Origin of the sequence: Pseudomonas sp. K8 (assembly GCF_014889455.1) — a bacterium.
Classification (GTDB): domain Bacteria; phylum Pseudomonadota; class Gammaproteobacteria; order Pseudomonadales; family Pseudomonadaceae; genus Aquipseudomonas; species Aquipseudomonas veronii.
The window spans coordinates 1-24,093 of the sequence record NZ_VJWO01000038.1; the positions used below are offsets into that span (position 1 = coordinate 1).

Annotated in this window: 20 protein-coding genes and 1 pseudogene; 7 read left to right on the forward strand and 14 right to left on the reverse strand. The window is 62.9% G+C overall.

Going from position 1 to position 24,093, the window contains the following annotated elements; translation table 11 throughout:
* Positions 1-235 precede the first annotated feature (235 nt).
* The 4 genes from INT12_RS22140 to xylA all read right to left on the reverse strand — a co-directional run bounded on the left by INT12_RS22140 (position 236) and on the right by xylA (position 5,600).
* Positions 236-1,372 carry a sugar ABC transporter permease gene (locus tag INT12_RS22140; protein ID WP_017847902.1) on the reverse strand — a complete coding sequence of 379 codons (1,137 nt, stop codon included), beginning with the start codon at positions 1,370-1,372 and terminating at the stop codon, positions 236-238.
* Positions 1,373-2,917, reverse strand: coding sequence for a D-xylose ABC transporter ATP-binding protein (xylG, locus tag INT12_RS22145; RefSeq protein WP_193040525.1), 1,545 nt, complete (start codon positions 2,915-2,917; stop codon positions 1,373-1,375).
* Between the two features lie 135 nt (positions 2,918-3,052).
* Positions 3,053-4,051, reverse strand: coding sequence for a D-xylose ABC transporter substrate-binding protein (gene xylF / locus INT12_RS22150; protein ID WP_017847900.1), 999 nt, complete (start codon positions 4,049-4,051; stop codon positions 3,053-3,055).
* A gap of 232 nt (positions 4,052-4,283) precedes the next feature.
* Positions 4,284-5,600 (reverse strand): xylose isomerase, encoded by a 1,317-nt coding sequence (xylA, locus tag INT12_RS22155; RefSeq protein ID WP_046383928.1) that lies wholly within the window; start codon positions 5,598-5,600, stop codon positions 4,284-4,286.
* A 139-nt stretch (positions 5,601-5,739) separates the two neighbouring features.
* On the opposite strand from xylA, the gene INT12_RS22160 reads away from it, so the two are divergent.
* Positions 5,740-6,915: a XylR family transcriptional regulator gene (locus tag INT12_RS22160; protein ID WP_126587217.1), complete on the forward strand. Its 1,176-nt coding sequence runs from the start codon at positions 5,740-5,742 to the stop codon at positions 6,913-6,915.
* A gap of 50 nt (positions 6,916-6,965) precedes the next feature.
* Here INT12_RS22160 and INT12_RS22165 read toward each other — a convergent pair whose 3' ends face one another.
* Entirely contained in the window at positions 6,966-8,009 is a 1,044-nt protein-coding gene (locus INT12_RS22165) for an LLM class flavin-dependent oxidoreductase (protein ID WP_193059017.1), read from the reverse strand.
* Between the two features lie 188 nt (positions 8,010-8,197).
* On the opposite strand from INT12_RS22165, the gene INT12_RS22170 reads away from it, so the two are divergent.
* Positions 8,198-8,473, forward strand: a complete 276-nt coding sequence (locus INT12_RS22170; RefSeq protein WP_104903465.1) for a hypothetical protein — start codon at positions 8,198-8,200, stop codon at positions 8,471-8,473.
* Here INT12_RS22170 and INT12_RS31390 read toward each other — a convergent pair.
* The 9 genes and pseudogenes from INT12_RS31390 to INT12_RS22210 form a co-directional block, all read right to left on the reverse strand.
* Positions 8,470-8,553: pseudogene (locus tag INT12_RS31390) on the reverse strand (flavin reductase); the annotation flags it as partial. The gene INT12_RS22170 and the pseudogene INT12_RS31390 sit on opposite strands and share 4 nt — an antisense overlap.
* 302 nt (positions 8,554-8,855) lie before the next feature.
* Positions 8,856-9,341 carry a flavin reductase family protein gene (locus INT12_RS22175; RefSeq protein WP_057005908.1) on the reverse strand — a complete coding sequence of 162 codons (486 nt, stop codon included), beginning with the start codon at positions 9,339-9,341 and terminating at the stop codon, positions 8,856-8,858.
* 595 nt (positions 9,342-9,936) lie between these two features.
* Positions 9,937-10,509, reverse strand: a complete 573-nt coding sequence (locus INT12_RS22180) for a sarcosine oxidase subunit gamma (RefSeq protein WP_193039796.1) — start codon at positions 10,507-10,509, stop codon at positions 9,937-9,939.
* A gap of 3 nt (positions 10,510-10,512) precedes the next feature.
* Positions 10,513-13,410 carry a 2Fe-2S iron-sulfur cluster-binding protein gene (locus tag INT12_RS22185; protein WP_193039795.1) on the reverse strand — a complete coding sequence of 966 codons (2,898 nt, stop codon included), beginning with the start codon at positions 13,408-13,410 and terminating at the stop codon, positions 10,513-10,515.
* Positions 13,407-13,706: a sarcosine oxidase subunit delta gene (locus tag INT12_RS22190; protein WP_057005905.1), complete on the reverse strand. Its 300-nt coding sequence runs from the start codon at positions 13,704-13,706 to the stop codon at positions 13,407-13,409. Before INT12_RS22190 ends, INT12_RS22185 begins: the two co-directional genes overlap by 4 nt.
* Before the next feature lie 13 nt (positions 13,707-13,719).
* The gene (locus tag INT12_RS22195) at positions 13,720-14,961 is read right to left on the reverse strand and encodes an FAD-dependent oxidoreductase (protein ID WP_046383920.1); all 1,242 of its coding nucleotides are present in this window, start codon (positions 14,959-14,961) and stop codon (positions 13,720-13,722) included.
* Positions 14,943-15,848 (reverse strand): bifunctional methylenetetrahydrofolate dehydrogenase/methenyltetrahydrofolate cyclohydrolase FolD, encoded by a 906-nt coding sequence (gene folD / locus INT12_RS22200; RefSeq protein WP_193039793.1) that lies wholly within the window; start codon positions 15,846-15,848, stop codon positions 14,943-14,945. The genes INT12_RS22195 and folD overlap by 19 nt, the downstream gene beginning before the upstream one ends.
* The gene (gene purU, locus INT12_RS22205; RefSeq protein ID WP_046383918.1) at positions 15,845-16,711 is read right to left on the reverse strand and encodes a formyltetrahydrofolate deformylase; all 867 of its coding nucleotides are present in this window, start codon (positions 16,709-16,711) and stop codon (positions 15,845-15,847) included. Before purU ends, folD begins: the two co-directional genes overlap by 4 nt.
* Before the next feature lie 284 nt (positions 16,712-16,995).
* Positions 16,996-17,595, reverse strand: a complete 600-nt coding sequence (locus INT12_RS22210; protein WP_078834999.1) for a helix-turn-helix domain-containing protein — start codon at positions 17,593-17,595, stop codon at positions 16,996-16,998.
* A 282-nt stretch (positions 17,596-17,877) separates the two neighbouring features.
* Here INT12_RS22210 and glnT point away from each other — a divergent pair, with 282 nt between their 5' ends.
* From glnT to INT12_RS22235, 5 genes are all read left to right on the forward strand, one after another.
* Positions 17,878-19,212, forward strand: a complete 1,335-nt coding sequence (gene glnT / locus INT12_RS22215; RefSeq protein WP_057005902.1) for a type III glutamate--ammonia ligase — start codon at positions 17,878-17,880, stop codon at positions 19,210-19,212.
* A gap of 22 nt (positions 19,213-19,234) precedes the next feature.
* Positions 19,235-20,140: a class II glutamine amidotransferase gene (locus tag INT12_RS22220; RefSeq protein ID WP_046383915.1), complete on the forward strand. Its 906-nt coding sequence runs from the start codon at positions 19,235-19,237 to the stop codon at positions 20,138-20,140.
* 11 nt (positions 20,141-20,151) lie between these two features.
* Entirely contained in the window at positions 20,152-20,826 is a 675-nt protein-coding gene (locus INT12_RS22225; RefSeq protein WP_046383914.1) for a protein glxC, read from the forward strand.
* A gap of 15 nt (positions 20,827-20,841) precedes the next feature.
* On the forward strand, positions 20,842-22,164 hold the full coding sequence (locus INT12_RS22230; protein ID WP_193039792.1) for an FMN-binding glutamate synthase family protein: 1,323 nt from the start codon (positions 20,842-20,844) through the stop codon (positions 22,162-22,164).
* 188 nt (positions 22,165-22,352) lie between these two features.
* Positions 22,353-23,663: an ammonium transporter gene (locus INT12_RS22235; protein WP_193059018.1), complete on the forward strand. Its 1,311-nt coding sequence runs from the start codon at positions 22,353-22,355 to the stop codon at positions 23,661-23,663.
* Positions 23,664-24,093: the final 430 nt, after the last annotated feature.

The following is a 24,093-nucleotide window of genomic DNA, read 5'->3' on the forward strand; positions in this document are numbered from 1 at the left end:
ACAGGCACAAGGCGGCGCAGATTGTCTAGGAAACGTCCTGCAATTTAAAGCGACCCGGCTTGCTGGCCCTTTAAAAACCATGACCAAATGCCACTAACTCCAATGAAATGCGGTCCATGTGGGAGGGAGCTTGCTCCCGATGGCGGTGGTTCAGGCACTCATGCAGTGACTGACCCACCGCCATCGGGGGCAAGTCGAACCGTCGCACCGCCCCTCCCACATGGGAGAGTGGGGCTCACCGCCGACCCGCCCGCGTACTCACATCCACCCACACCGCCAGCACCAAAATGCTGCCCTTCACAATCATCTGCCAGTAACTGTCCACATCCAGCATCGACATGCCGTTATCCAGGCTGGTAATCACCAGCGCCCCGAGCAGCGCGCCATACACCGTGCCCGAGCCGCCGCGCATGGAGGTGCCGCCGATAAAGCAGGCGGCGATGGCGTCGAGTTCGCCCATGTTGCCCGCCGACGGTGAACCGGCGGCGAGGCGTGCGGTGTTGACCAGGCCGGCGAGGGCGCACATCACGCCCATGATGCCGAAGATCCACAGTTTGACGGCCTGCACGTTGATGCCCGACAGGCGCGTGGCTTCCATGTTGCTGCCCACCGCATACACGCGGCGGCCGAATACGGTCTGGCTGGTGACGTAGCTGAACACGCCGAGCAGCACCAGCAACAGCAGCACCGGCACCGGGATGCCGTCGTAGCTGTTGAGGATGGTGACGAACCCGGCCAGCACCGCGCCGATCACCGCCACGCGCAGCACGTCGCGCATCAATGAGTGTGCGGCCAAGCCATGCAGTGCGCGGTTGCGCCGTTGTTTCCAGGTCAAAAACAGGGTCAGGGCAAACAGCAAAATCCCGAGGCCGATGCCCACCGCATGCGGCAGATAGCCCTGGCCCACGTACACCAGCGACGGCGACACCGGCGCGATGGTGGTGCCGCCGGTGATGCCCAGCAGAATCCCGCGAAACGCCAGCATGCCGCCCAAACCGACGATAAACGACGGGATGCGCAGGTACGCGGTCATGTAGCCGTTGGCCAAACCGATCATCAGCCCGCACAGCGCCACCAGGCTCAGGTTGGCCAGCAGCGGCAGGTGATAGACCACGTCCAGAATCGCCGCGAGCCCGCCCAACAAGCCGAGCAACGAGCCCACCGACAAATCGATCTCGCCGCTGATGATCACCAGCACCATGCCGCACGCCAGAATCCCGGTGATCGACATCTGCCGCAGCAGGTTGGACAGGTTGCGCGGGGTGAGGAAACCGCCCTCGGTCTGCCAACTGAAAAACAACCAGATGAACGCGACGGCGATCACCAACGCGAGCATTTTGTAGCGGGTAAACAGCTGTTTGAGCTGATTCATCTAAGCGGTCTTCCGATCATTATTATTTTGGCTGAGCGCAGCGGCGAGGACCTGTTCCTGGGTGAGGCCTTCGTTGATGAAATCCCCACGCAACTGGCCGTCGCCGATTACCAGCACGCGGTTGGACACGCCGAGCACCTCGGCCAGTTCCGAGGAGACCATGATGATCGCCACGCCTTCGGCCGCCAGCGCGCCCATCAGTTTGTAGATCTCATACTTGGCGCCCACATCCACCCCACGCGTGGGTTCGTCGAGGATCAGCACCTTGGGCTTGGCCATGAGCATTTTCGCCAGCACGGCCTTTTGCTGATTGCCGCCGGACAGGCTGGTGATCGGCAAGAGCGGGCTGGCGGTCTTGAGGTGCATGCGCGCGATCTGCCGGTCGATGCTGCCCAGTTCGGCCTCGGCGTCGATGCGCGTCAGGTGCGCGTAGGTGTCGAGTACCGCCAGGGTGATGTTCTGGCCCACGTCCAAGTCGGGAATGATGCCCTGGCGCTTGCGGTCCTCGGGCACCATGCACAGCCCGGCGCGGATCGATTTGAGCGGCGTGCGCGTGTCGATCAGTTGGCCGTCCAGCCAGACTTGCGCGCTGTAGCGGCCGGGGTAGGCGCCGAACAAGGCCGAGACCAGCTCCGTGCGCCCGGCGCCGACCAGCCCGGCAATGCCGAGGATTTCCCCGCGCCTGAGTACGAAGGAGATGTCGTCCACGCGTTTGCGCTTGGGGTTGTCGACGTCGTAGCAGGTGACATGGCGCGCTTCGAACATCACCTCACCGATCTCATGCGGCTCGGTGGGGTAGAGGTTGCTCATTTCGCGCCCGACCATCTGCGTGATGATCCGGGGGATATCCATGTCGGCCATGGCGCTGGTCGCGATGTGCTGGCCGTCGCGGATCACCGTGATGGTGTCGCACACCGCCGCCACTTCATCGAGCTTGTGGGAGATGTACACGCAGGCCACGCCCTTGGCCTTGAGGCCCTTGATGATCTCCAGCAGCACCTCGATTTCCGAGCGGGTCAGGGCCGAGGAGGGCTCGTCGAGGATCAGCAGGCGCGCCTGTTTATTCAGGGCCTTGGCGATTTCCACCAGTTGCTGGTAGCCGCCGCCGTACTGCGACACCGGCAGCGCGACGTTCATGTCCGGCACCTTCAGCTCGCGCATCAACGCTTCGGCGCGGTGCAGCATCGCCGGGTAGTTCATGCGCCCGCCGGGCAGGGTCAGCTCGTGGCCCATGAAGATGTTCTCGGCCACCGACAGGTCCGGCACCAGGGTCAGTTCCTGGTGAATGATGACGATGCCGGCCGCCTCGGTTTCGCTGATCGACTGGGCCCTGAGCGGCTGGCCGTCCCAGAGGATTTCGCCGTCCCAGGTGCCATGGGGATAAACCGCCGACAGCACCTTCATCAAGGTGGATTTACCGGCACCGTTCTCGCCGCACAGGCCGACACATTCCCCCGGCCGCACCTTGATATCGATGCCGTTGAGCGCGTTGACACCGCCAAAGCGTTTGACGATGCCGTTCATTTGCAGCAGGTAGTGCGACATGGCGATGGCTCACACAAAAGGCCGAAGAAACGCGGTTTCCCGTAGGAGCGAGCTTGCTCGCGAAGAACCCTCAGGCAACGCGCACATCCAGGATGCCCGCGTTATCGTTGACGTTTTTCGCGGGCAAGCCCGCTCCTACAGGCCGATCTGCTCTTTGGTGTAGAAGCCGTCCTTCTCCAACAGGTCGATATTGGCCTTGGTCAGCGGGGTCGGGGTGAGCAGGATGGTGTCGACTTTCTTGCTGCCGTTGTCGTATTGCGAGCTGTAGGTGGGCTTCTCGTTGCGCGCCAGTTGCACCGAGAGCTTGGCGGCTTCGGTGGCGATCAGTTTGAGCGGCTTGTACACGGTCATGGTCTGGGTGCCGTCGATCACGCGCTTGACGGCGGCGAGGTCGGCGTCTTGCCCGGAGATCGGCACCTTGCCCGCCAGTTTCTGCGCGGCCAGGGCCTGGATCGCACCGCCAGCGGTGGCGTCGTTGGAGGCAACGATGGCATCGATCTTATTGTTGTTCCGGGTCAGGGCGTTTTCGACGATGCTCAGGGCTTCGGTCGGGTTCCATTCCTTGACCCACTGCTGGCCGACAATCTTGATGTCGCCCTTGTCGATGGCCGGTTGCAGCACTTTCATCTGGCCTTCGCGCAGGACCTTGGCATTGTTGTCGGTGGGCGCACCGCCGAGCAGGAAATAATTGCCCTTGGGCGCCGCCTGCAGCACGCCATTGGCCTGCATCTCGCCGACCTTTTCGTTATCGAAGGAGATGTAGGCGTCGATATCCGCGTTGAGGATCAGGCGGTCATACGACACCACCTTGATCCCGGCCTTCTTGGCTTCGGCGATGGCGTTGGTCAGCACGGTGGCATTGAACGGCACGATCACGATCACATCGACGCCGCGTGATATCAGGTTTTCGATCTGGGAAATCTGCTTTTGCTCGTTGGCATCGGCCGACTGCACAAACACCTTGGCATCGAGTTTTTCCGCCGCCGCGACGAAGTAGTCACGGTCGCGGGACCAGCGTTCCAGGCGCAGGTCGTCGATGGAAAAACCGATTTTCGGATGGGCCGGATCGGCCATGACCGGCAGGGCGAGCAAGGCCAGGGCAGAGGCGAGCAGGGTGCGTTTAAATGACTTCATGGTGGTGCGTCCTTTTATTGTTGTTGGAAAGACACAGCGTGATGCGGGTAGAACTGTAGAGCGTCCCTCGACGCTCTGTGCATAGATTTGTCGCGCAAATGTCACCGCCGCCCCCTGTGTAGGAGCGAGCTTGCTCGCGAAAAACGTCAACGATGACGCGTGATGCCTGGATAAACGTGTCGAGTTCACGTTTTTCGCGAGCAAGCTCGCTCCTACACAGAGGGCTGCGTGATCAGGTGTAGATAAACCGATTGACCACGCCTTCGAGCATCTCCTGCCGACCACTCACGGCCTGCGGGTTGAGTTCGTGGGCAAACGCATGTTCGGCCAGGGATTCCAGGCTGAATTCGCCCGCCAGTACCGCCTGGCCCAACGGTTGCTGCCAGCCGGCATAGCGCTGGTCCTTGAACTGCTGCAACCGATCGTTCTGCACCATCGCCGCCGCGCGTTCCAGCGCCAGAGCGAGCACATCCATGGCGGCGACGTGGCCGTGGAACAGGTCGATCTCGTCCAGGCTCTGGCGGCGCACCTTGGAATCGAAGTTGTAGCCGCCATTCTTGAAGCCGCCGGCCTTGAGGATTTCATACGTCGCGAGGGTCATCTCCTCGACGCTGTTGGGGAACTGGTCGGTGTCCCAGCCGTTCTGCGGGTCGCCGCGGTTGGCGTCGATGCTGCCGAAAATCCCGAGGGACACCGCGGTGGCGATCTCATGATGAAAGCTGTGCCCGGCCAGGGTCGCGTGGTTGGCCTCGATATTCACCTTGATCTCGTGTTCCAGGCCGTATTCATGCAGGAAGCCGAACACCGTGGCGCTGTCGTAATCGTATTGGTGCTTGGTCGGCTCCTGGGGCTTGGGTTCGATCAGCAGGTCGCCCTTGAAGCCGATCTTGTGCTTGTGCTCCACCACCATGTGCATAAAGCGCCCGAGCTGTTCGCGCTCGCGCTTGAGGTCGGTATTGAGTAGGGTTTCGTAACCTTCGCGGCCGCCCCACAGCACATAATTGGCGCCCTTGAGCCGCAGCGTGGCGTTCATCGCGCTGCACACCTGGGCGGCGGCGTAGGCGAACACCTCCGGGTCCGGGTTACTCGCGGCGCCGGCGGCAAAGCGCGGGTTGCTGAAGCAATTGGCGGTGCCCCACAGCAGTTTGACGCCGGTCTGTTCCTGGTGGCGTTCGAGGTGATCGACCATCTGCGCGAAGTGGTTACGGTATTCCTTGAGCGAGCTGCCTTCCGGCGCCACATCGGTGTCGTGAAAACTGTAGTAGTCGATGCCCAACTTGGAGAAAAACTCAAAGGCCGCCTCGGCCTTGCCGATCGCCACTTCCATCGGCTCGCCGCTGCGCTGCCACGGGCGCTTGAAGGTGCCCATGCCAAACATGTCCGCGCCGGGCCAGACGAAGGTGTGCCAATAACAGGCGGCCATGCGCAGGTGTTCGCGCATCGGTTTGCCGAGGATCAGTTTGTTGGCGTCGTAGTGGCGAAAGGCGAGGGGGGCGTCGCTGGCGGGGCCTTCGAAGCGAACCTTCTCGACACCGGGGAAGTACGTCATGGCGTGTTCCTTATTGTTCTTGGCGGTGTCTGGATACTAGCAACGGCACTGGGCCCGGCGATTATGAAAATCGTCAAGGTGTAGTGCGATTTTGAGTGGTGGGGTCTAACCTGTGGCGACCGGCCTCAGGACAAAAACAATGAAAACCCTACCGCCCGTCCACCGCATCGCCTTGCTGTTCAACGGCAGCAAAATCTATGACCGCGGCATCATCACCGGCATCGGCAATTACCTGAGCAGCACCCGCGCGTCCTGGGATTTGTTCCTGGAGGAAGATTTTTTGTGCCGCCTCAAAGGCATCGAGCGCTGGCAGGGCGACGGCATCATTGCCGACTTCGACGACCCGCTGATCGGCGAGGCACTGGCCGATATCAAGCTGCCGGTGGTGGCGGTGGGCGGTTCCTATGAGGATGCGCGTGCCTACCCCAGGGGCATCCCCTACGTGGCCACCGACAACCATGCGCTGATGAAGCTGGCGTATGAGCATTTGATCGAGGCCGGACTGACCCGGTTTGCCTGTTTCAGCCTGCCGCCAGCCCAGGCCAATCGCTGGGCCCAGGAGCGCGAAAAGGCCTTCAAGCACCTGCTGCAACGCGATGGTTTGCCGGTGGAGGTGTACCGCGGCCTGGGCACCAGCGCGCCGTTGTGGGACAGCGCGGTGGAGCAGCAGATCGCCTGGCTGCAAAGCCTGCCCAAGCCCATCGGCATCATCGCCGTCACCGACGCCCGCGCCCGGCAATTGCTGCAGGCCTGCCTCACTGCCGGTATCGCCGTGCCGGAGGAGGTGGCGTTGATCGGCATCGACAACGACCCGCTGACCCGCACCCTCACGCGGGTGCCGCTGAGTTCGGTGATCCAGGGCACGGAAACCATGGGCCGCACGGCCGCCGCGCTGCTGCATCAGATGCTGCACGGCAAACCCTGCACCGGCACGCAGATCCTGGTGCCACCGGATGCAATCAATGTGCAGGCTTCCAGCTTGCATCAGCCGTTGGGCAATCCGTATGTGATGCAGGCGCTGCTGTTCATCCGCCAGTACGCCTGCCAAGGCATCAAGACCGCCCAGGTCGCGGCGTATGTCGGTGTATCGCGTTCATCCCTGGAATCGCACTTTCGCAAGACACGCGGGTGCAGCGTGCATGACGAGATCCTGCGCTTCAAACTCGCCGCCGCCGCCAAGGGCCTGGAAAACCACGCCCTGGCGATTGCCGATGTGGCGCAGCAGTGCGGCTTCAAGTCGGCGCAGTACCTGCATACGGTGTTTCGCCGTGAGTTTGGCTGTACGCCGCGGGAATACCAGCAAGGCGCGGCCTAGAAAAAAGCCGCCTGCTCCGTGAAGAGGCAAGCGGCTTGGTCATTCACCGATCAACGAAACGCTGGCACGACCTGCTCGATAAACAGCGCCAGGGACTTTTTCTTCTCGGCATGGGGCAGGCTGTTGTCGCACCAGAAGCTGAACTCATCCACGCCCAGTTCCTGGTAGTACTTGATGCGCGGGATGATTTCTGCGGCGGTGCCGATCATCGCGGTCTTGTGCAGGCTGTCCAGCTCGAACTCCGGGCGGCCGGCGAATTTTTCTTCCGGGCTTGGCGCCAGGAAGCCATTGACCGGCACTTCCTTGTTGCCGAACCAGGCATCGAAGGTGCGATAGAACTTGGAGATCGCCTTGGCCCCGACTTTCCAGCCTTCCGGGTCGTCGGCGGCGTGTACGTGGGTGTGGCGCAGTACCATCAATTGCGGGCGCGGCACGCCGGGGTTGTTGTCGAGGGCGGTCTGGAATTTGTGTTTCAGGTCCAGGACTTCTTCGTCGCCTTTCATCAGCGGCGTGACCATCACGTTGCAGCCGTTGGCCACCGCGAAGTTGTGGGAGTCCGGGTCGCGGGCGGCGATCCACATCGGCGGGTTGGGCTTCTGTACGGGCTTGGGCACGCTGGTGGAGGTGGGGAATTTCCAGATATCGCCGTCGTGGGCGTAGTCGCCTTGCCACAACGCGCGCACCACCGGGACCATTTCGCGCAACGCCTGGCCGCCGCTGGCCGCGGGCATGCCGCCGGCCATGCGGTCGAACTCAACCTGGTAGGCGCCACGGGCCAGGCCGACTTCCATGCGGCCGTTGCTGATCACGTCGAGCAAGGCGCATTCACCCGCCACCCGCAGCGGGTGCCAGAACGGCGCGATGATGGTGCCGGCGCCTAGGTGAATGGTGGTGGTCTTGGCCGCGAGGTAAGCCAGCAACGGCATCGGGCTTGGCGAGATGGTGTATTCCATGGCGTGGTGTTCGCCAATCCATACGGTGCTGAAGCCACCGGCTTCGGCCATCAGGGTCAATTCGGTCAAGTCTTCGAACAACTGGCGGTGGCTGATGCTCTCGTCCCAACGTTCCATGTGTACGAACAGGGAAAACTTCATGACGCTTACCTCGGATCTATTGTGATCGGCCTGTCGACCGCGGGCCCTTAAGTGCTCTCGCCGTTGTAACGCTTGCCGGGGATAACGGCTGTTCGGCGGATTGATTGTTGGTATACCATAATATGGAATATCCACAAAACTTTTCTCTCCAACGGTTACACCCTCATCTCACAAGGAAGGCGAGCCCGATGAACATAAAACAAAAACTGATCCTGGCCTTTGCGGTGATTGCCAGCCTACCGGTGATTCTGGTGGCTGTGCTGATCATCCTCAACGTGCATGAGGTTCTTCACCGAGCCGACCATGATCGCGTGGTCTCACGCCACTGGGAGGGGCTGACACCCCGCAATCAAACTGTGGGAGGAGGCTTGCCCCCGATAGCGGTGGGTCAGCTACAGATAAGCTGGCTGTTCCTCCGCCATCGGGGGCAAGCCCCCTCCCACATGATTGGATGTGTGGCTTAAGCCGGCATGGGCAATGCGCCCATCTTGCCGTGGCAATACACCAGTGGTCCGGCGTTCTGTTGGGGCACGATGAGGTTCTCAAACTGTGGGAGGGGGCTTGCCCCCGATAGCGGTGGTTCAGCTACAGATAAGCTGGCTGTTCCTCCGCCATCGGGGGCAAGCCCCCTCCCACATGATTGGATGTGTGGCTTAAGCCGGCATGGGCAATGCGCCCATCTTGCCGTGGCAATACACCAGTGGCGCGGCGTTCTGTTGGGGCACGATGAGGTTCTCAAACTGTGGGAGGGGGCTTGCCCCCGATAGCGGTGGGTCAGCTACAGATAAGCTGGCTGTTCCTCCGCCATCGGGGGCAAGACCCCTCCCACATGATTGGATGTGTGGCTTAGGCCGGCATGGGCAATGCGCCCATCTTGCCGTGGCAATACACCAATGGCGCGGCGTTCTGCTGGGGCACGATGAGGTTCTTCACCGAGCCGACCATGATCGCGTGGTCACCGCCTTCGTACTCGCGCCACAGCTCGCATTCGATCACCGCCGTGGCATTCGCCAGGATCGGGTTGCCCCGCTCGCTGAGCGTCCATTCGAGGCCTTGGGCCTTGTCCTTGCCCTTGCGCGCAAAGGCATACGCTTCGGTTTGCTGGCCGCCGGAAAGCACGTGGATGGCAAAGCGTTTGTTCTTGATCAGCACCGGGTACGAGTCGGAGCTGTAGTTGGGGCAGAACAGCACCAGCGCCGGATCCATCGACAACGAGCTGAAAGCACTGGCGGTCAGCCCGACGATTTGCCCGTCGTCATCGAGCGTGGTGATCACGGTGACCCCGGACGGAAACGAACCCATCACTTGTTTGTAGATAGCGGCATCGATCATGGGACGGTCCTCGGCGGTGGAGCGGTTTTTATAAGCTTGTAGGTATGATGGTATACCGTAATACAAAGCATGCAACTGCTTTTTCAAGCGCCCGATGAACGTCAATTCTTGGTCTTGTATCCAATAAATACTGGGGTAAAGGCGATAAATGGCTATTGGCCATGCGGCACATTAGCAGATCAGATTAGCGCCAGAGCTACGGATCAGTCGTGTGAAAAACTGGGGGGCGTGTGGCGCTGTCGGGCGTGATCCTCATCGATTGCTGCCTGGCGACGCGACAGCACACGCAGGCGGTCAGGGCGGGGCGGTTGGGGTATACCGACTGAGCAGGTTTTTCTGGCGAGAGCGCGGTGTTAATCCTGGCTTACCGCGTCATCGTTAACGACCCTCGCGGGCAAGCTCCGCTCCTACGGTGACGGGGTCATCTGTAGGAGCGAGCTTGCTCGCGAAAAACCTGATGCCGCTGCGTTAATCCTGGCTTACCGCGTCATCGTTAACGACCCTCGCGGGCAAGCTCCGCTCCTACGGTGACGGGGTCATTTGTAGGAGCGAGCTTGCTCGCGAAAAACCCGAGAGCGCCGCGTTGACCCCGGTTTTACGCGCGATCGGCAAGCCCCACCCCGCCAAACTCCTCCAACGCATCCCGCAACGCGCCGTCGAAGTAGTCCTTCGAGGCGCGGTCCCAGAGGATGTGGAACGCTGGCGCGTCCACGCTTCCCGAGTGGATGACGATCACATTGATCCGTGCCGCCGCCGTCTGCGCCACCGCCCCCGGCTTGAACGCCGGAAAACTGAGATCGACGCCGCACAGCTTGGCCATCACCTGGGCAATCACCGCGCCGCTGAGCAGCACGCAAGCATGACTGCCCTGGCGCGGCAGCAGGTAGTGGGCGCGGTGGTCGAGTTCCCAGCGCGCTTCTTCATCGGCGATGCGCTGGCCCTGGTCCGCAGGGCTGCCCAGCAGCAGGTATTCGTTCTGTGACAGGCGCGCCACCCAGCTGCCGTCCGCCTGCGCGGTCGCTCGGTTGGGCGCGTCGGGCAGGGTGAAACCGCGGGCCGTGAGGTACTCGGCGCTGTGTGCGCCGCGAAAGCCGACCCGGGGCAGGTCGGTCTGGTCGATCAGGCGGCAGGGCGGCGTGAGCAATTCGTGGGCTTTCAGACTGGTCATGGCTTAACCCTCCTGGCGTTGGTTGGTGGGGTCGAAGAACGGTAGCTGCACCACTTCGGCCTGGACGACGATGCCGCCTTCGACGCGAATCGGAATGCATTGCCCCGGTGTGCTCTGGTCGATCCCTGCGTAGGCCAGGCCGATGATCCGGCCCAGGCTGGCGGAGTATTCACACGAGGTGACGTTGCCGCTGATGTCCGGGCCGTTGAGCACCAGGTGGCCTTCCAGCGGCTGCACGCTGCCCTTGGGCAAGCTGAAGCCGACCAGTTTGCGTTTCAGCGGCTGGGCTTCGAGGATGTCCACCGAGCGGCGGCCGACGAAGAACGGTTTGTTGCGACTGACCGCCCAGCCCATGTCGATTTCCGCCGGGTGGGTCATGCCATCGGTGTCCTGGCTGATGATCACATGGCCTTTTTCCAGGCGCAGCAGGCGCTGGGTTTCGACGCCGAAGGGGCGAATGTCGAAGGCTTTGCCGGCGGCCATCAACGCATCCCACAATGCCAGGCCATGACGTGCGGCAACGTGGATTTCATAACCCAGTTCGCCGACGAAACCGACCCGCAGCAGCCGCGCCTTGATCCCGGCCACCGTGCCCTGGCGCACGCCCAGGTAAGGGAAGGCCTCGGCGCTCAGGTCGAGGTCGCTGCACAGCTGTTCCAGCACTTTGCGCGAATCCGGCCCGGCCACGTTCACCGCACAGATCGCGGCGGTGACGTTGGCCACATCCACGTCCAGGCGCCATTGCGCGTTCCACTTGAGCATCTGCTGGTAGATGCGGTCGACGCCGCTGGTGGTGGCGGTGACGTAGAAGTGCTTGTCGGCCAGCCGCGCGCACACGCCGTCGTCGATCACCACCCCGTGTTCATTGGTCATCAGCGCATAACGCGAACGGCCCACCGGCTGCTTGAGAAATGCGAAGGTGTACATCCGGTTGAGCAGTTCGGCGGCATCCGGGCCGCGCACGTCCAGGCCGCCGAGGGTGGACACATCGATCAGCCCGACCTTGTTGCGCACATGCAGGGCTTCGGCCTGCATGCAGGCGTCGCGGTCCTCGGCCTTGCCGTAATAGGCCGGGCGCTGCCAGATGCCGGCGGGCATCATCTTCGCCCCGGCCTGCAGGTGCCGCGCATGCATCGGCGTTTGCCGGTAGGGGTCGAAGGCGCGCCCGGCGACGTGGGCGAGTTTCTCCGCCACGAACGGCGGCCGTGCGGTGGTGACCCCGGTTTCGCTGATATTGCGCTGGGTCGCCCAGGCCACCAGGCGCGCGGTCGGCAACGCCGAGTGGCGGCCCTGGGACGGGCCCATGCCGACGGTGGAGTAGCGTTTCACCAACTGCACATCGCGGTAGCCGATGCGGGTGGCGTTGACGATATCCGCCACTTGCAGGTCTTCGTCGAAGTCGACGAAATCCTTGCCCTTGGGGTGCGGGAAGATCGGCCAGTTGAAGTTGACCTGGGCTTCGCTGCGCAGCGGGGTACGCGCTGCGGCAGGGCTCAAGCCGAGGGCGAGGGCGATGTCGTGGGCGGCGTTGCTCGCGTCCGCCAGCACATTGTCCAGTTGGTGCCGACCGTGGACCGAACCGGCCACATTCAGGTTCTGCGGCAGGCCGCTGAGGCTGAACTCCGCACGCGAGTCCTCATAGGCCAATTTGCCGCCGGCCTGGCACAGCAGTTGGTACACCGGCATATAGCCGGCCGACATGCACAGCAGGTCGCAGTCGATCACCTGCCCCTTGTCGCTGACCTGGCCCTGGGCGGTGATCTGGCGCACATCAACACCCTTCACATGGCGCAGGCCTTTTTCATGCAAGGCCTCGAACACCGTGCTGTTAGTCAGGCAACGGATCTTGCGCTGCGCCAGCGCGCCGGCCAGGGCCTGGTCGGCGGGGGCGTGGCGCAGGTCGATCACGGCGGCGACGTCCACGCCCTGGTCATGCAGGTCGAGGGCAGCGAGGTAACCGTCATCGTTGCCGGTGAGCACCACCGCGCGTTTGCCGGGCTTGACGGCGTAGAGCTTGATCAGGCGTTGCGCGGCGCTGGTCAGCATCACCCCGGGCAGGTCGTTGTTGCGAAAGATCACCGGCTGGTCGAACGAGCCGCTGCACACCAGGCACTGCTGCGCGCGCACCTTGTACAGGCGCTTGCCCTGGATCACCGGCAGGTAGTTGTCGGTGAACCAGGCGTTGCAGGTGGCCTCGGTGAGCACCTGGATATTCGCGTGTTGCTGCACCGCGCTGAGCAATTCGCGGCGCAGGCTGTCGGCGCGGGTGCCGGCGATATCGAAGCGCGCATAAGTGAGCGAACCGCCGAGGATCGGCTGCTGCTCGATCAGCAGCACCTTCGCCCCGGCATCCGCGGCGGTCAGCGCCGCCTGCAAGCCGGCGGGGCCGGCGCCGATGACGGCGAGGTCGGTGAACAGGTAGGCCTTGTCGTAGTACTCGGGCTGGAAGTTCAGGTCGAGCACGCCCAGGCCGGCTTTTTTACGGATGATCGGCTCCCACACTTTCCACATGCCCTTGGGCTTGTAGAACGAGCGGTAGTAGAAACCCACCGGCATGAATTTGGAGAACTTGCCCATATAGGCATCGCGGTCGTGGTCCAGCGTGCCGTTGACGTTCTGCGCGGTCACCGCCAGGCCGTTGCTCAGCGCGTGGGCATCGGCCAGCACGTTGGGTTCCTGGGGCAATTGCACCAGGCTGTTGGCGTCCTGGCCGGCCATGCTCAGCGGCCCGCGTGGGCGGTGGTATTTGAACGAGCGCGACATCAGAAAGCGCCCGTTGGCGAGCAGGGCGCTGGCGATGCTGTCGCCCTGCAGGCCCTGGTAGGGGTGGCCGTCGAAACTGAAATCGAGTGGCTGATCGCGTTGGATCAGCAGGCCCATGGGGGCGGGGAGGCGGTTCATCCGGCGATCTCCTGGGGGGTGTTGAAGTCGACGCGGTGGGTGAACAGTTCCTTGGGATCGAAGGTGCGCAGGATCTCGTCGGTGACGGTGTGGCGCTCGGCGAGGAACCAGTAGCTGGACGGCGTGTGCATCCACCATTCACGCACTACACCGGCGAGGTTGTCGGTGTTGAACACGTAGTCGGCCCATTCGGCGTCGCTGCAGTTGACCGGATCGGGCATGGGCTTGAACTCGCCGCCGTAGGTGAACTCGCTGATATTGCGCGGCCCGTTGAGCGGGCACATCATGATTTTCATAGTCCGCTCTCCATCAGTGACTGGCCGCCGTGGCGCCCATCTCATTGACTTGCTGGAAGGTCGAGAAACGTTCGAGGCCAAAGGGTTTGATCAGCTCCGGCACCTTGCCGCCGCTGGCGACCAACTCGGCCATGGTCTTGCCGCAGATCGGCGTGGCCTTGAAACCCCAGGTGCCCCAACCGGCGTCGAGGTAGTAATTCTTCACCGGCGACAGGCCCATGATCGGGCTGTAGTCCGGGGTCATGTCGGTGATCCCGGCCCACTGGCGCATCAACTTGGCGTTGGCCAGGAACGGGAACATCTCGATGGCATGGGCCAGCAGGCTTTCCTTGAGGTCCAGGGTCGAGCGTGTGTTGAACAGCGGGTAGGGGTCGGAACCGCCGCCGAACACCACTTCGCCGCGACTGGTTTGCTGCACGTAGCAGTGCAGGGCCGAGGAACTCACCAGCGGGTCGAGGAACGGCTTGAACGGCTGGGTGACCATGGCCTGCAGCGGGAAGGTCTGGATCGGCGAGCGGATGCCGGCCTTGGCCATCAACAGTGAGCTGTGCCCGGCAATCGCCTGCACCGCGCAGCCGCACCGGATGGTGCCGCGATTGGTTTTCACCGCGGTGATGGCGCCGTTTTCAATGATCAGGTCTTGCACTTCGGTGAGCTGATGGATTTCCACGCCGCGCTTGGCCGCCTGCTTGGCGTAGCCCCAGGCCACGGCATCGTGGCGCGCGGTGGCGCCGTCGATGTGCCAGAGCCCGGCGAGCACCGGCAGGTGGCCGGGGTCGAGGTTGAGGCTGGGCACCAGTTCGCGGATCTGCTGGCGGTCGATCATCTCGGTGCGCCCGCCGAAGTGCTTGTTGACCTCGGCGCGCTGGCGGAACGAACGCACGGTGGCGTCCGTGTGGGCCAGGGTCAGTTGGCCGCGCTCGGAATACATGATGTTGAAATCGAATTCGTTGGACAGCGCCTGGAACATCTTCACTGACTCGGCGTAGAAGCGCACCCCTTCGCTGGTCAGGTAGTTGGAGCGGATCACCGCTGTGTTACGCGCGGTGTTGCCGCCGCCCAGATAGGACTTTTCCAGCACGGCAATGTTGCTGATGCCATGGTACTTGGCCAGGTAGTAGGCGGTCGCCAGGCCGTGGCCGCCGGCGCCGATGATCACCACGTCGTAACTCGACTTGAGTTCTTTGGGCGGCGGCAGATCCACCTCCACCGGGTACTCCGAACTCAGCCCGTATTTCAATAGATTGAATGGCATACGGCCTCCGATTGGCTGCGTAGGGCGTGATGTTGCGCAAGGGCGGCGGTCACGGTGTTTTTCATCAGGAAGGCAATGGTCATCGGGCCGACACCGCCGGGGACCGGGGTGATGGCGGCGACGTGGGGCAGGGCAGCGTCGAAGTCGACATCGCCCACCAGGCGGCTGCGGCCGTCGTCATCGATACGGTTGATGCCGACGTCGATCACCACCGCGCCCGGTTTGAGCCAGTTGGCATCGATCAAGCGTGGGCGGCCCACGGCGGCGATCACGATGTCGGCCTGGCGGCACAGGGCCTGGGCGTTGTGGCTGCGCGAATGCAGCACCGTCACCGAGCAATCGGCCTTGAGCAGCAGCGCCGCCATGGGCTTGCCGACGATGTTCGAGCGGCCGACCACCACCGCGTGTTTACCGCGCAGGTCGCCACAGGTTTGCTCCAGCAGGTATAGGCAACCGCTGGGAGTGCAGGGCGTGAGCACGGCGCGCCCCTGGCTGAGGCCGCCGACGTTCTGGCTGTGGAAACCGTCGACGTCCTTCTGCGGCGCGATGGCTTCCAGGGCGCGCAGTTCGTCCATCTGCTTGGGCAGCGGCAATTGCAGGAGAATGCCGTGGATCGCCGGGTCGGCATTCAACTGGGTGATCAGGATCAACAGTTGTTCGGTGCTGGTGTCGCTGGGCAGCCGATGCTCCACGGAGCGGATGCCCACTTCTTCGGCGCGCAGGATCTTGTTGCGCACATACACCTGGCTGGCGGCGTCGTTGCCCACCAGGATCACCGCCAGGGCCGGTTGAATGGCTTGCTCGTGCAGGCGCGCCACGTCTTCGCGCACTTGCAGCAGTACCCGTGCGGCGGCGGCTTTGCCGTCGATCAGTTTGGGCGCGCTCACCGGAACACCACCGTTCTGTCCTGGTTGAGGAACACCCGATGCTCCAGGTGGTACTTGACCGCCTTGGACAGGGCCACGGTTTCGGTGTCGCGGCCGATGGCGACGAGGTCGTCGGGCTTGTACACGTGGTCCACGCGCTGCACTTCCTGCTCGATGATCGGGCCCTCATCCAGGTCGCTGGTCACATAATGCGCGGTGGCGCCGATCAACTTCACGCCACGCTGATAGGCCTGGTGATAGGGCTTGGCGCCTTTGAAACCGGGCAGGAACGAATGGTGGATATTGATCGCGCGCCCCGACAGTTGCCGGCACAGGTCGTCGGAGAGGATCTGCATGTAGCGCGCCAACACCACCAGTTCGGTGCGGGTGTCGTCGACGATCTTCATCAGCTCGGCTTCCTGCGCGGCTTTGGTGTCCTTGGTCACGGGCAGGTAGATAAAGCGGATGCCCTCGCGCTCGGCCATGGGCCGCAGGTCGAGGTGGTTGGAGACGATGGCGGTGATGGTCATGTCCATCTCGCCCTTGTGGTAGCGGTAGAGCAGGTCGGTGAGGCAGTGGTCGAACTTGCTCACCATCAGCAGCACGCGCATCGGCTCGCGGGTGTCGTACAGCGCCCACTGCATGTCGAAGGCCTGGGCGACGTCGGCGAAACCGGCACGGATCTGTTCCAGGTCGCCGGCGTGCCCATCGTTGAAACGGAACACGGCACGCATGAAGAAGCGACCGCTGAAGTCATCATCGAACTGCGCCATCTCCCCGATGTAGCACGCGTTGTCCGCCAGGTACGTGGTGACGGCAGCGACAATGCCGGACACCGCGGGACAAGTGACCTTGATGATGAAATGGTTTTTTTCGTGTTGCATGACACGTCCTCGGGATGATGGCGGCAGCTCATCGCATAGCGAAAAAACGTCAGAGGACAGCAGGCTCATTCCGTGAGCGCATTTTCTTGTGAGGAATAAAATATTCCTGAAGTGGCTTTATAGGGGAATGGACGCGGGGCGTCTAGGGGTTTTGGGAAAGTTTTTTAACTGAGGGGAAATTTTCCACAGGCCCAGTGGCGTCGAACGCTGTTGAAAATGTGGGAGGGGGCTTGCCCCCCTCCCACAATTGGATCTCTGTGCTTCAGGTGTATCGCGAGTCCGGATTATTCTTTGTCGTTGCCGTAGTTCATGATCGACAGCAGGCGAATCGGCACCCGCACCAATTGCTCCGGCCCATGGGGAATCTCGCCCTCGAACGTCAGGCTGTCGCCGGCTTCCATCCGATACAGCTGATTCCCATGCCGATAAATCAGCTCCCCTTCCAACAAGTGCAGAAACTCGGTCCCAGGGTGGGCAAAGGTCGGGAACTCCTCGCTGGCGTCATCCATGCTGACCATGTACGCCTCGAAGCTCTTCTTCGGCCCCCGGGTATGGTTGAGCAGATGGTAGGTATGCCCCTTTTCCGTCCCCCGGCGCACCACTTCCATGCCTTGGTCGGCCTTGACCAGCAAGGCACTGCCGTCCTGTTGATCGTATTCGGCGAATAATTTCGATAACGGCAGCCCGAGCACATCGCACAGGCGGCTGAGGGTGTCGAGGCTGGTGGAGACCTGGGCGTTTTCGATCTTGCTCAACATGCCCTGGCTGATATCGGCAATCTTCGCCACGTCGGACAGCTTCAGGTCCTGGGCCTGGCGCTGGCGTTTGATCTGCAAACCCAAGTATTGCTCGAGTTTGAGGCGGGGGGCGGTTTCGGTGGACATAGTCATCAGATCCTGCACGCTTTCCGTTCAGTAATATTAGTTTCGCACTAGGAAAGTGCAAGCAGCGGCGCTTGGCGGCCGTGCCCAGGCACGTATTCCCACGGGGAAAACAATTTTCCCATATATACAGCACAAAAGCGCTTTCACCGGCACTTCAATCGGCCGCTCGCGAATCTGGCAAGGGTATTGCATTCCTGTGGAGAAACTAACTTTCTTTTTAGGAATAAAAAGACAGTCCAGGCCCACCCACACGGTTTTGCCTTTCGCGAGGAGTGACACGCAATGTTGCCAGCAGAAACCCAGCGCATCATCGACAAGTACGGCATCAAGTACGTGCTTGCGCAGTTTGTGGATATACATGGTGCGGCCAAGACCAAGTCGGTGCCGATTTGCGGGCTCAAGACGGTGGCCGAAGAGGGCGCCGGGTTTGCCGGGTTTGCCATCAGCGGCATGGGCATGGAACCCCACGGCCCGGACTTCATGGCGCGGGGTGACCTGTCCACGCTGACCCCGGTGCCCTGGCAGCCGGGTTACGGGCGCGTGGTGTGCGTCGGGCATGTCGACGGCAAGCCCCATCCCTTTGATAGCCGCTACGTGCTGCAGCAGCAGGTGCAGCGCCTGCAGGACAAGGGCTGGACGCTGAACACCGGCCTGGAACCCGAATTCAACCTGATGCGCCGCGACGAGCAGGGCAAGCTGCAACTGGTCGACCCCAGCGACAACCTCGACAAGCCCTGCTACGACTACAAGGGCCTGTCGCGCTCGCGGGTATTCCTGGAGCGCCTGACCGAAGCCTTGCAGGCGGTGGATTTCGAGGTCTATCAGATCGACCACGAAGACGCCAACGGCCAGTTCGAGATCAACTACACCTACAGCGACGCCCTGACCTCGGCCGATCGTTTCACCTTCTTCCGCATGGCTGCCGGCGAGATCGCCAATGACCTGGGCATGATCTGTTCCTTCATGCCCAAGCCCGACCCGAAGCGCGCCGGCAACGGCATGCACTTTCATCTGTCGATCAGCAGCGCCGAGAACAAGAACCTGTTCCACGACGCCAGCGACCCGAGCGGCATGGGCCTGTCGAAGCTGGCCTATCACTTCGCCGCCGGCCTGCTCGCCCATGGCCCGGCGCTGTGTGCGTTCGCCGCGCCCACCGTCAACTCCTACAAGCGCCTGGTGGTGGGCCACTCGCTGTCCGGCGCCACCTGGGCCCCGGCCTTTATCGCGTTTGGCGCCAACAACCGTTCGGCCATGGTGCGCGTGCCTTACGGCCGCCTGGAGTTCCGCCTGCCGGATGCCGGCTGCAACCCTTACCTGGTCAGCGCCGCAATCATCGCGGCGGGCCTGGACGGTATCGATCGCCAGCTGGAAATCGACCACGTCTGCAATGAAAACCTCTACAGCCTGAGTCTGGAACAGATCGCCGAGCGCGGCATCAAGACCTTGCCGCAATCCCTCAAGGAAGCCTGCGACGCGCTGGAAGCCGACCCGCTGTTCGCCGAGGTGCTCGGCCCGCAGATCGTGGGTGAGTTCATCAAACTCAAGCGCATGGAGTGGGTGGAATACAGCCGCCATGTGAGCGACTGGGAAGTCCAGCGCTATACCGAATTTTTCTGACACCGTGTGACGGAGACTTGATATGTGTGGAATCGTAGGTCTGTACCTGAAAAACCCCCGGTTGGAACCCCAGCTCGGCCAGCTGTTTGAACCGATGTTGCAGGCCATGACCGACCGTGGCCCGGACAGTGCGGGCTTTGCCATCTACGGTGATGAAGTCGCCGACGGCTGGGTCAAGCTGACCCTGCAAGCGACCACCGAGGCCTTCGACTGGAAAGCCCTGATGGGCGAGCTGGAAGGGCGCCTGGGCTGTTCGCTGGACTGGTTTCAGAACGCCAGTGCCGCCGTGTTGAAGGTCCACGCCGACGAAGCCCCGGTACGCCTGGCCCTGGCCGAACTGGCGCCGAGCGTGCGCGTCATGAGCGCCGGGCAGAGCATCGAGATCCTCAAGGGCATGGGCCTGCCCCAGGAGATTTCCCAGCGCTTCGGCCTGGCGAGCATGCAGGGCAGCCACATCATCGGCCACACCCGCATGGCCACCGAAAGCGCGGTGACCATGGAAGGCAGCCACCCGTTTTCCACCGGTGCCGACCTGTGCCTGGTGCATAACGGTTCGCTGTCGAACCACTTCCGCCTGCGCCAGGAACTCAAGCGCGAAGGCATCCATTTCGAAACCGACAACGACACCGAAGTCGCCGCCGGCTACCTGACCTGGCGCCTGCAACAGGGCGACTCGCTCAAAGACGCGCTGGACCACGCCCTGGAAGACCTCGACGGCTTCTTCACCTTCGCCATCGGCACGCGCAACGGTTTTGCGGTGATCCGCGATCCGATCGCGTGCAAGCCGGCGATCCTCGCCGAGACCGACGACTACGTCGCCATGGCCTCCGAGTACCAGGCGCTGTCGAGCCTGCCAGGCATCGAGAATGCCCGCATCTGGGAGCCCGCACCGGCCACTTTGTACATCTGGGAACGCCAGTCAGCTTAAGGAGCGCACACATGAAAACCATCGACCTTTCCACCGCCACCGTGCGTGACCTCAACCAGGCGCTGCACGCCCAGGCCATCGACAACGAGTGGCGCGTCACCCACTCCAACGGCAAGCACAACCTTGCGGTGGGGGTGAATCAGGCGGTGTCCATCGATATCGAAGGCCACGCCGGCTACTACTGCGCGGGCATGAACCAACAGGCGTCGATCACCGTACACGGCAACGTCGGCGTGGGCTGCGCCGAGAACATGATGTCTGGTTCGGTGCGCGTAAAAGGCAGCGCGTCCCAGGCGGCCGGGGCCACGGCCCATGGCGGCTTGCTGGTGATCGAAGGCGACGCGGGGGCGCGTTGCGGGATTTCCATGAAAGGCATCGACATCGTGGTCGGCGGCAGCATCGGCCACATGAGCTGCTTCATGGGCCAGGCCGGGCGTCTGGTCGTCTGCGGCGATGCCGGCGATGCGCTGGGCGATTCGCTGTACGAGACCCACATCTACGTGAAGGGCACGGTCGAGTCGCTGGGCTCCGATTGCGTCGAAAAAGAGATGCGCAGCGAGCACCTGCAAGAGCTGCAGGAGCTGCTCGATCGCGCCGGTTTCGCCCACCGCGCGGCGGATTTCAAGCGCTACGGCTCGGCCCGCCAGCTGTACAACTTCAAAGTCGATAACGCCTCCGCGTACTGAACCAGGAGCTACACCATGAGTGAAAAAACCCCTCCAGTGTTGCGCGAGTCGGCCACCTTCGACCGCCTGACCATCCAGGAAATCCAGCGTGCCGCCGAAACCGGCATCTACGACATTCGCGGCGGCGGTACCAAGCGCAAGTTGCCGCACTTCGATGACTTGCTGCTGCTGGGCGCCAGCGTGTCGCGTTACCCGCTGGAAGGCTATCGCGAGAAGTGCGGCACCGATGTGATCCTCGGCAACCGCTTCGCCAAGAAGCCGATCCGCCTGAAGATCCCGGTGACCATCGCCGGCATGAGTTTCGGTGCGTTGTCGGCCAACGCCAAGGAAGCCCTGGGCCGTGGTGCGAGTATCGCCGGCACCAGCACCACCACCGGTGACGGCGGCATGACCCCGGAAGAGCGCGGCCAGTCCCGGCACCTGGTGTACCAGTACCTGCCGTCGCGCTACGGCATGAACCCCGATGACCTGCGCAAGGCCGACGCCATCGAGATCGTCCTCGGCCAGGGCGCCAAGCCCGGCGGTGGCGGCATGTTGCTGGGCATGAAGGTCACCGAACGCGTGGCCGGCATGCGTACCTTGCCGATCGGCGTGGACCAGCGCAGCGCCTGCCGCCACCCGGACTGGACCGGCCCGGACGACCTGGCGATCAAGATTGCCGAGTTGCGCGAAATCACCGATTGGGAAAAACCGATCTACGTGAAAATCGGCGCCAGCCGGCCGTATTACGACGTGAAGCTGGCGGTCAAGGCCGGTGCCGATGTGATCGTGCTCGACGGCATGCAGGGTGGCACCGCGGCGACCCAGGAAGTGTTTATCGAACACGTCGGCATCCCGATTTTGTCGGCGATCCCGCAAGCGGTACAGGCTTTGCAAGAGATGGGCATGCACCGCAAGGTCCAGTTGATTGTGTCGGGCGGGATTCGCAACGGCGCCGATGTGGCCAAGGCCATGGCGATGGGCGCGGATGCGGTGGCCATCGGCACGGCGGCGTTGATTGCCCTGGGCGACAACCACCCACGGCTGGACGCGGAACTGAAAAAGATCGGCTCGGCCGCCGGCTTCTACGACGACTGGCAGAACGGCCGCGACCCGGCCGGCATCACCACCCAGGACCCGGAGCTGTCGAAACGCCTGGACCCGGTGGAAGGCGGGCGTCGTTTGGCCAACTACCTGCGGGTGATGGTGCTGGAAGCCCAGACCATGGCCCGTGCGTGCGGCAAGTCGCACCTGCACAACCTCGACCCCGAGGACCTGGTGGCGCTGACGGTGGAGTCGGCCGCCATGGCCCGGGTGCCGTTGGCGGGGACCCGTTGGATACCGGGTTCCGGTTACTGAGTTACGAGCCGGCTTGCCGGCTGCTACGGCGTTCCACCCCTGTAGGAGCGAGCCTGCTCGCGAAGGTCGTTAACGATAACGCGGGCATCCTGGATGACCGCGTTGCCTGGACGTTTTTCGCGAGCAAGAACTAGGCGTCCCCCTCGCTCCTACATGCATCTCCCCTATCTTTTGCAGGAGCTTTGAACATGATCAATCGTCTTCTCGGCAAATCCCTCTTCGGCTTATTGGCCGCCAGTGCCTTCGCCCCCTTGGCCCAGGCCGCCGATGCGCCCACCTTGAACACCGGCAGCACCGCCTGGATGGTCACCGCCGCGGTGCTGGTGCTGTTCATGTGCCTGCCGGGGCTCGCGCTGTTCTACGGCGGGCTGGTTCGGGCGAAAAACATGCTCTCGCTGTTCACCCAGTGTTTTGGCGTCGCCGGGCTGGTGGGCGTGCTGTGGGTGATCTACGGCTACAGCATGGTGGTGGACACCACGGGCATGGTCGAAGGGCAGGTGACCTTCAACAGTTTTGTCGGCGGCCTGAGCCGCGCGTTCCTGGCGGGCATGACCCCCGAGAGCCTGGTGGGGGATATTCCGGAAGGCGGGTTTGTGACCGTCCAGATGACCTTCGCGATCATCACCCCGGCGCTGATCGCCGGCGCCTTCGCCGAACGCATGAAGTTCTCGGCGGCGCTGCTGTTCATGGCCATCTGGTTCACCCTGGTGTATGCCCCGGTGGCGCATATGGTCTGGGGCGGTTCGGGGGCCTTGATGCATAACTGGGGCGTGCTCGACTTTGCCGGCGGCACCGCCGTACACATCAACGCCGGTGTGGCCGCGCTCGCCGCATGCCTGATCCTCGGCAAGCGCAAGGGCTACCAGAACACGCCGATGCCCGCGCACAACCTGAGCCTGACCATGGCCGGTGCGGCGATGCTCTGGGTCGGCTGGTTCGGCTTCAATATCGGCTCCGGCGGCGGCCTCAACGGCACCTCGGGGATTGTCATGCTCAACACCCAACTGGGCGCGTGTGCGGGGATTCTCGGCTGGATGTTCACCGAGTGGTTCAAGGTCGGCAAACCCAGCGCCCTGGGCCTGGCCAGCGGTGCATTGGCCGGTCTGGTGGGGATCACCCCGGCGTGCGCCTATGTCGGCGTCGGCGGCGCGTTGGCCATCGGCTTGCTGTGCGGGGTGTTCTGCTACTTGAGCGTGACCGTGTTGAAGCGGCGCTTCGGCTACGACGACAGCCTCGACGTATTCGGCCTGCACGGCATCGGCGGCATGATCGGCGCGGTGCTCACCGGGGTGTTCTGCGTGCCGTCCATGGGCGGCCTGGTGGAAGGCGTGACCATGGGCGGCCAAGTCGTCGCCCAGATCAAGGGGGTGTTGCTGACTACGGTGTACTGCTTCGTGGTCAGTTGGATCATCCTCAAGGTGGTCAATGCCCTGGTCGGCCTGCGTGCCCATGAGTCGGTGGAAGAGATGGGCCTGGACCTGGCCGCCTACAACCCCTGAGAACCCTGTAGGAGCGAGCTTGCTCGCGAAGGTCGTTAACGATAACGCGGGCATCCTGGATGACCGCGTTGCCTGGACGTTTTTCGCGAGCAAGCTCGCTCCTACAGGTACAGCGCCAGCGCCTGGGGCAGGGCTTTGTTCTTCAGCCTGCGTGCCCATGCGTCGGTGGAAGAGATGGGCCTGGACCTGGCCGCCTACAACCCCTGAGAACCCTGTAGGAGCGAGCTTGCTCGCGAAGGTCGTTAACGATAACGCAGGCATCCTGGATGACCGCGTTGCCTGGACGGTTTTCGCGAGCAAGCTCGCTCCTACAGGTACAGCGCCAGCGCCTGGGACAGGGCTTTGTTCTTCAGCCTGCGTGCCCATGCGTCGGTGGAAGAGATGGGCCTGGACCTGGCCGCCTACAACCCCTGAGAACCCTGTAGGAGCC

Excerpts from the sequence above, each read along its gene's own strand:
- INT12_RS22220 (WP_046383915.1), top strand. The coding sequence starts at position 19,235 with ATGTGTGGAATCGTAGGTCTGTACCTGAAAAACCCCCGGTTGGAACCC.
- INT12_RS22140 (WP_017847902.1), bottom strand. The coding sequence starts at position 1,372 with ATGAATCAGCTCAAACAGCTGTTTACCCGCTACAAAATGCTCGCGTTG.
- INT12_RS22160 (WP_126587217.1), top strand. The coding sequence starts at position 5,740 with ATGAAAACCCTACCGCCCGTCCACCGCATCGCCTTGCTGTTCAACGGC.
- INT12_RS22185 (WP_193039795.1), bottom strand. The coding sequence starts at position 13,410 with ATGAACCGCCTCCCCGCCCCCATGGGCCTGCTGATCCAACGCGATCAG.
- INT12_RS22195 (WP_046383920.1), bottom strand. The coding sequence starts at position 14,961 with ATGCCATTCAATCTATTGAAATACGGGCTGAGTTCGGAGTACCCGGTG.
- xylF (WP_017847900.1), bottom strand. The coding sequence starts at position 4,051 with ATGAAGTCATTTAAACGCACCCTGCTCGCCTCTGCCCTGGCCTTGCTC.
- INT12_RS22230 (WP_193039792.1), top strand. The coding sequence starts at position 20,842 with ATGAGTGAAAAAACCCCTCCAGTGTTGCGCGAGTCGGCCACCTTCGAC.
- INT12_RS22175 (WP_057005908.1), bottom strand. The coding sequence starts at position 9,341 with ATGATCGATGCCGCTATCTACAAACAAGTGATGGGTTCGTTTCCGTCC.
- xylG (WP_193040525.1), bottom strand. The coding sequence starts at position 2,917 with ATGTCGCACTACCTGCTGCAAATGAACGGCATCGTCAAACGCTTTGGC.
- INT12_RS22210 (WP_078834999.1), bottom strand. The coding sequence starts at position 17,595 with ATGTCCACCGAAACCGCCCCCCGCCTCAAACTCGAGCAATACTTGGGT.
- xylA (WP_046383928.1), bottom strand. The coding sequence starts at position 5,600 with ATGACGTACTTCCCCGGTGTCGAGAAGGTTCGCTTCGAAGGCCCCGCC.
- INT12_RS22225 (WP_046383914.1), top strand. The coding sequence starts at position 20,152 with ATGAAAACCATCGACCTTTCCACCGCCACCGTGCGTGACCTCAACCAG.
- purU (WP_046383918.1), bottom strand. The coding sequence starts at position 16,711 with ATGCAACACGAAAAAAACCATTTCATCATCAAGGTCACTTGTCCCGCG.
- INT12_RS22170 (WP_104903465.1), top strand. The coding sequence starts at position 8,198 with ATGAACATAAAACAAAAACTGATCCTGGCCTTTGCGGTGATTGCCAGC.
- glnT (WP_057005902.1), top strand. The coding sequence starts at position 17,878 with ATGTTGCCAGCAGAAACCCAGCGCATCATCGACAAGTACGGCATCAAG.
- INT12_RS22165 (WP_193059017.1), bottom strand. The coding sequence starts at position 8,009 with ATGAAGTTTTCCCTGTTCGTACACATGGAACGTTGGGACGAGAGCATC.
- INT12_RS22180 (WP_193039796.1), bottom strand. The coding sequence starts at position 10,509 with ATGACCAGTCTGAAAGCCCACGAATTGCTCACGCCGCCCTGCCGCCTG.
- INT12_RS22190 (WP_057005905.1), bottom strand. The coding sequence starts at position 13,706 with ATGAAAATCATGATGTGCCCGCTCAACGGGCCGCGCAATATCAGCGAG.
- INT12_RS22235 (WP_193059018.1), top strand. The coding sequence starts at position 22,353 with ATGATCAATCGTCTTCTCGGCAAATCCCTCTTCGGCTTATTGGCCGCC.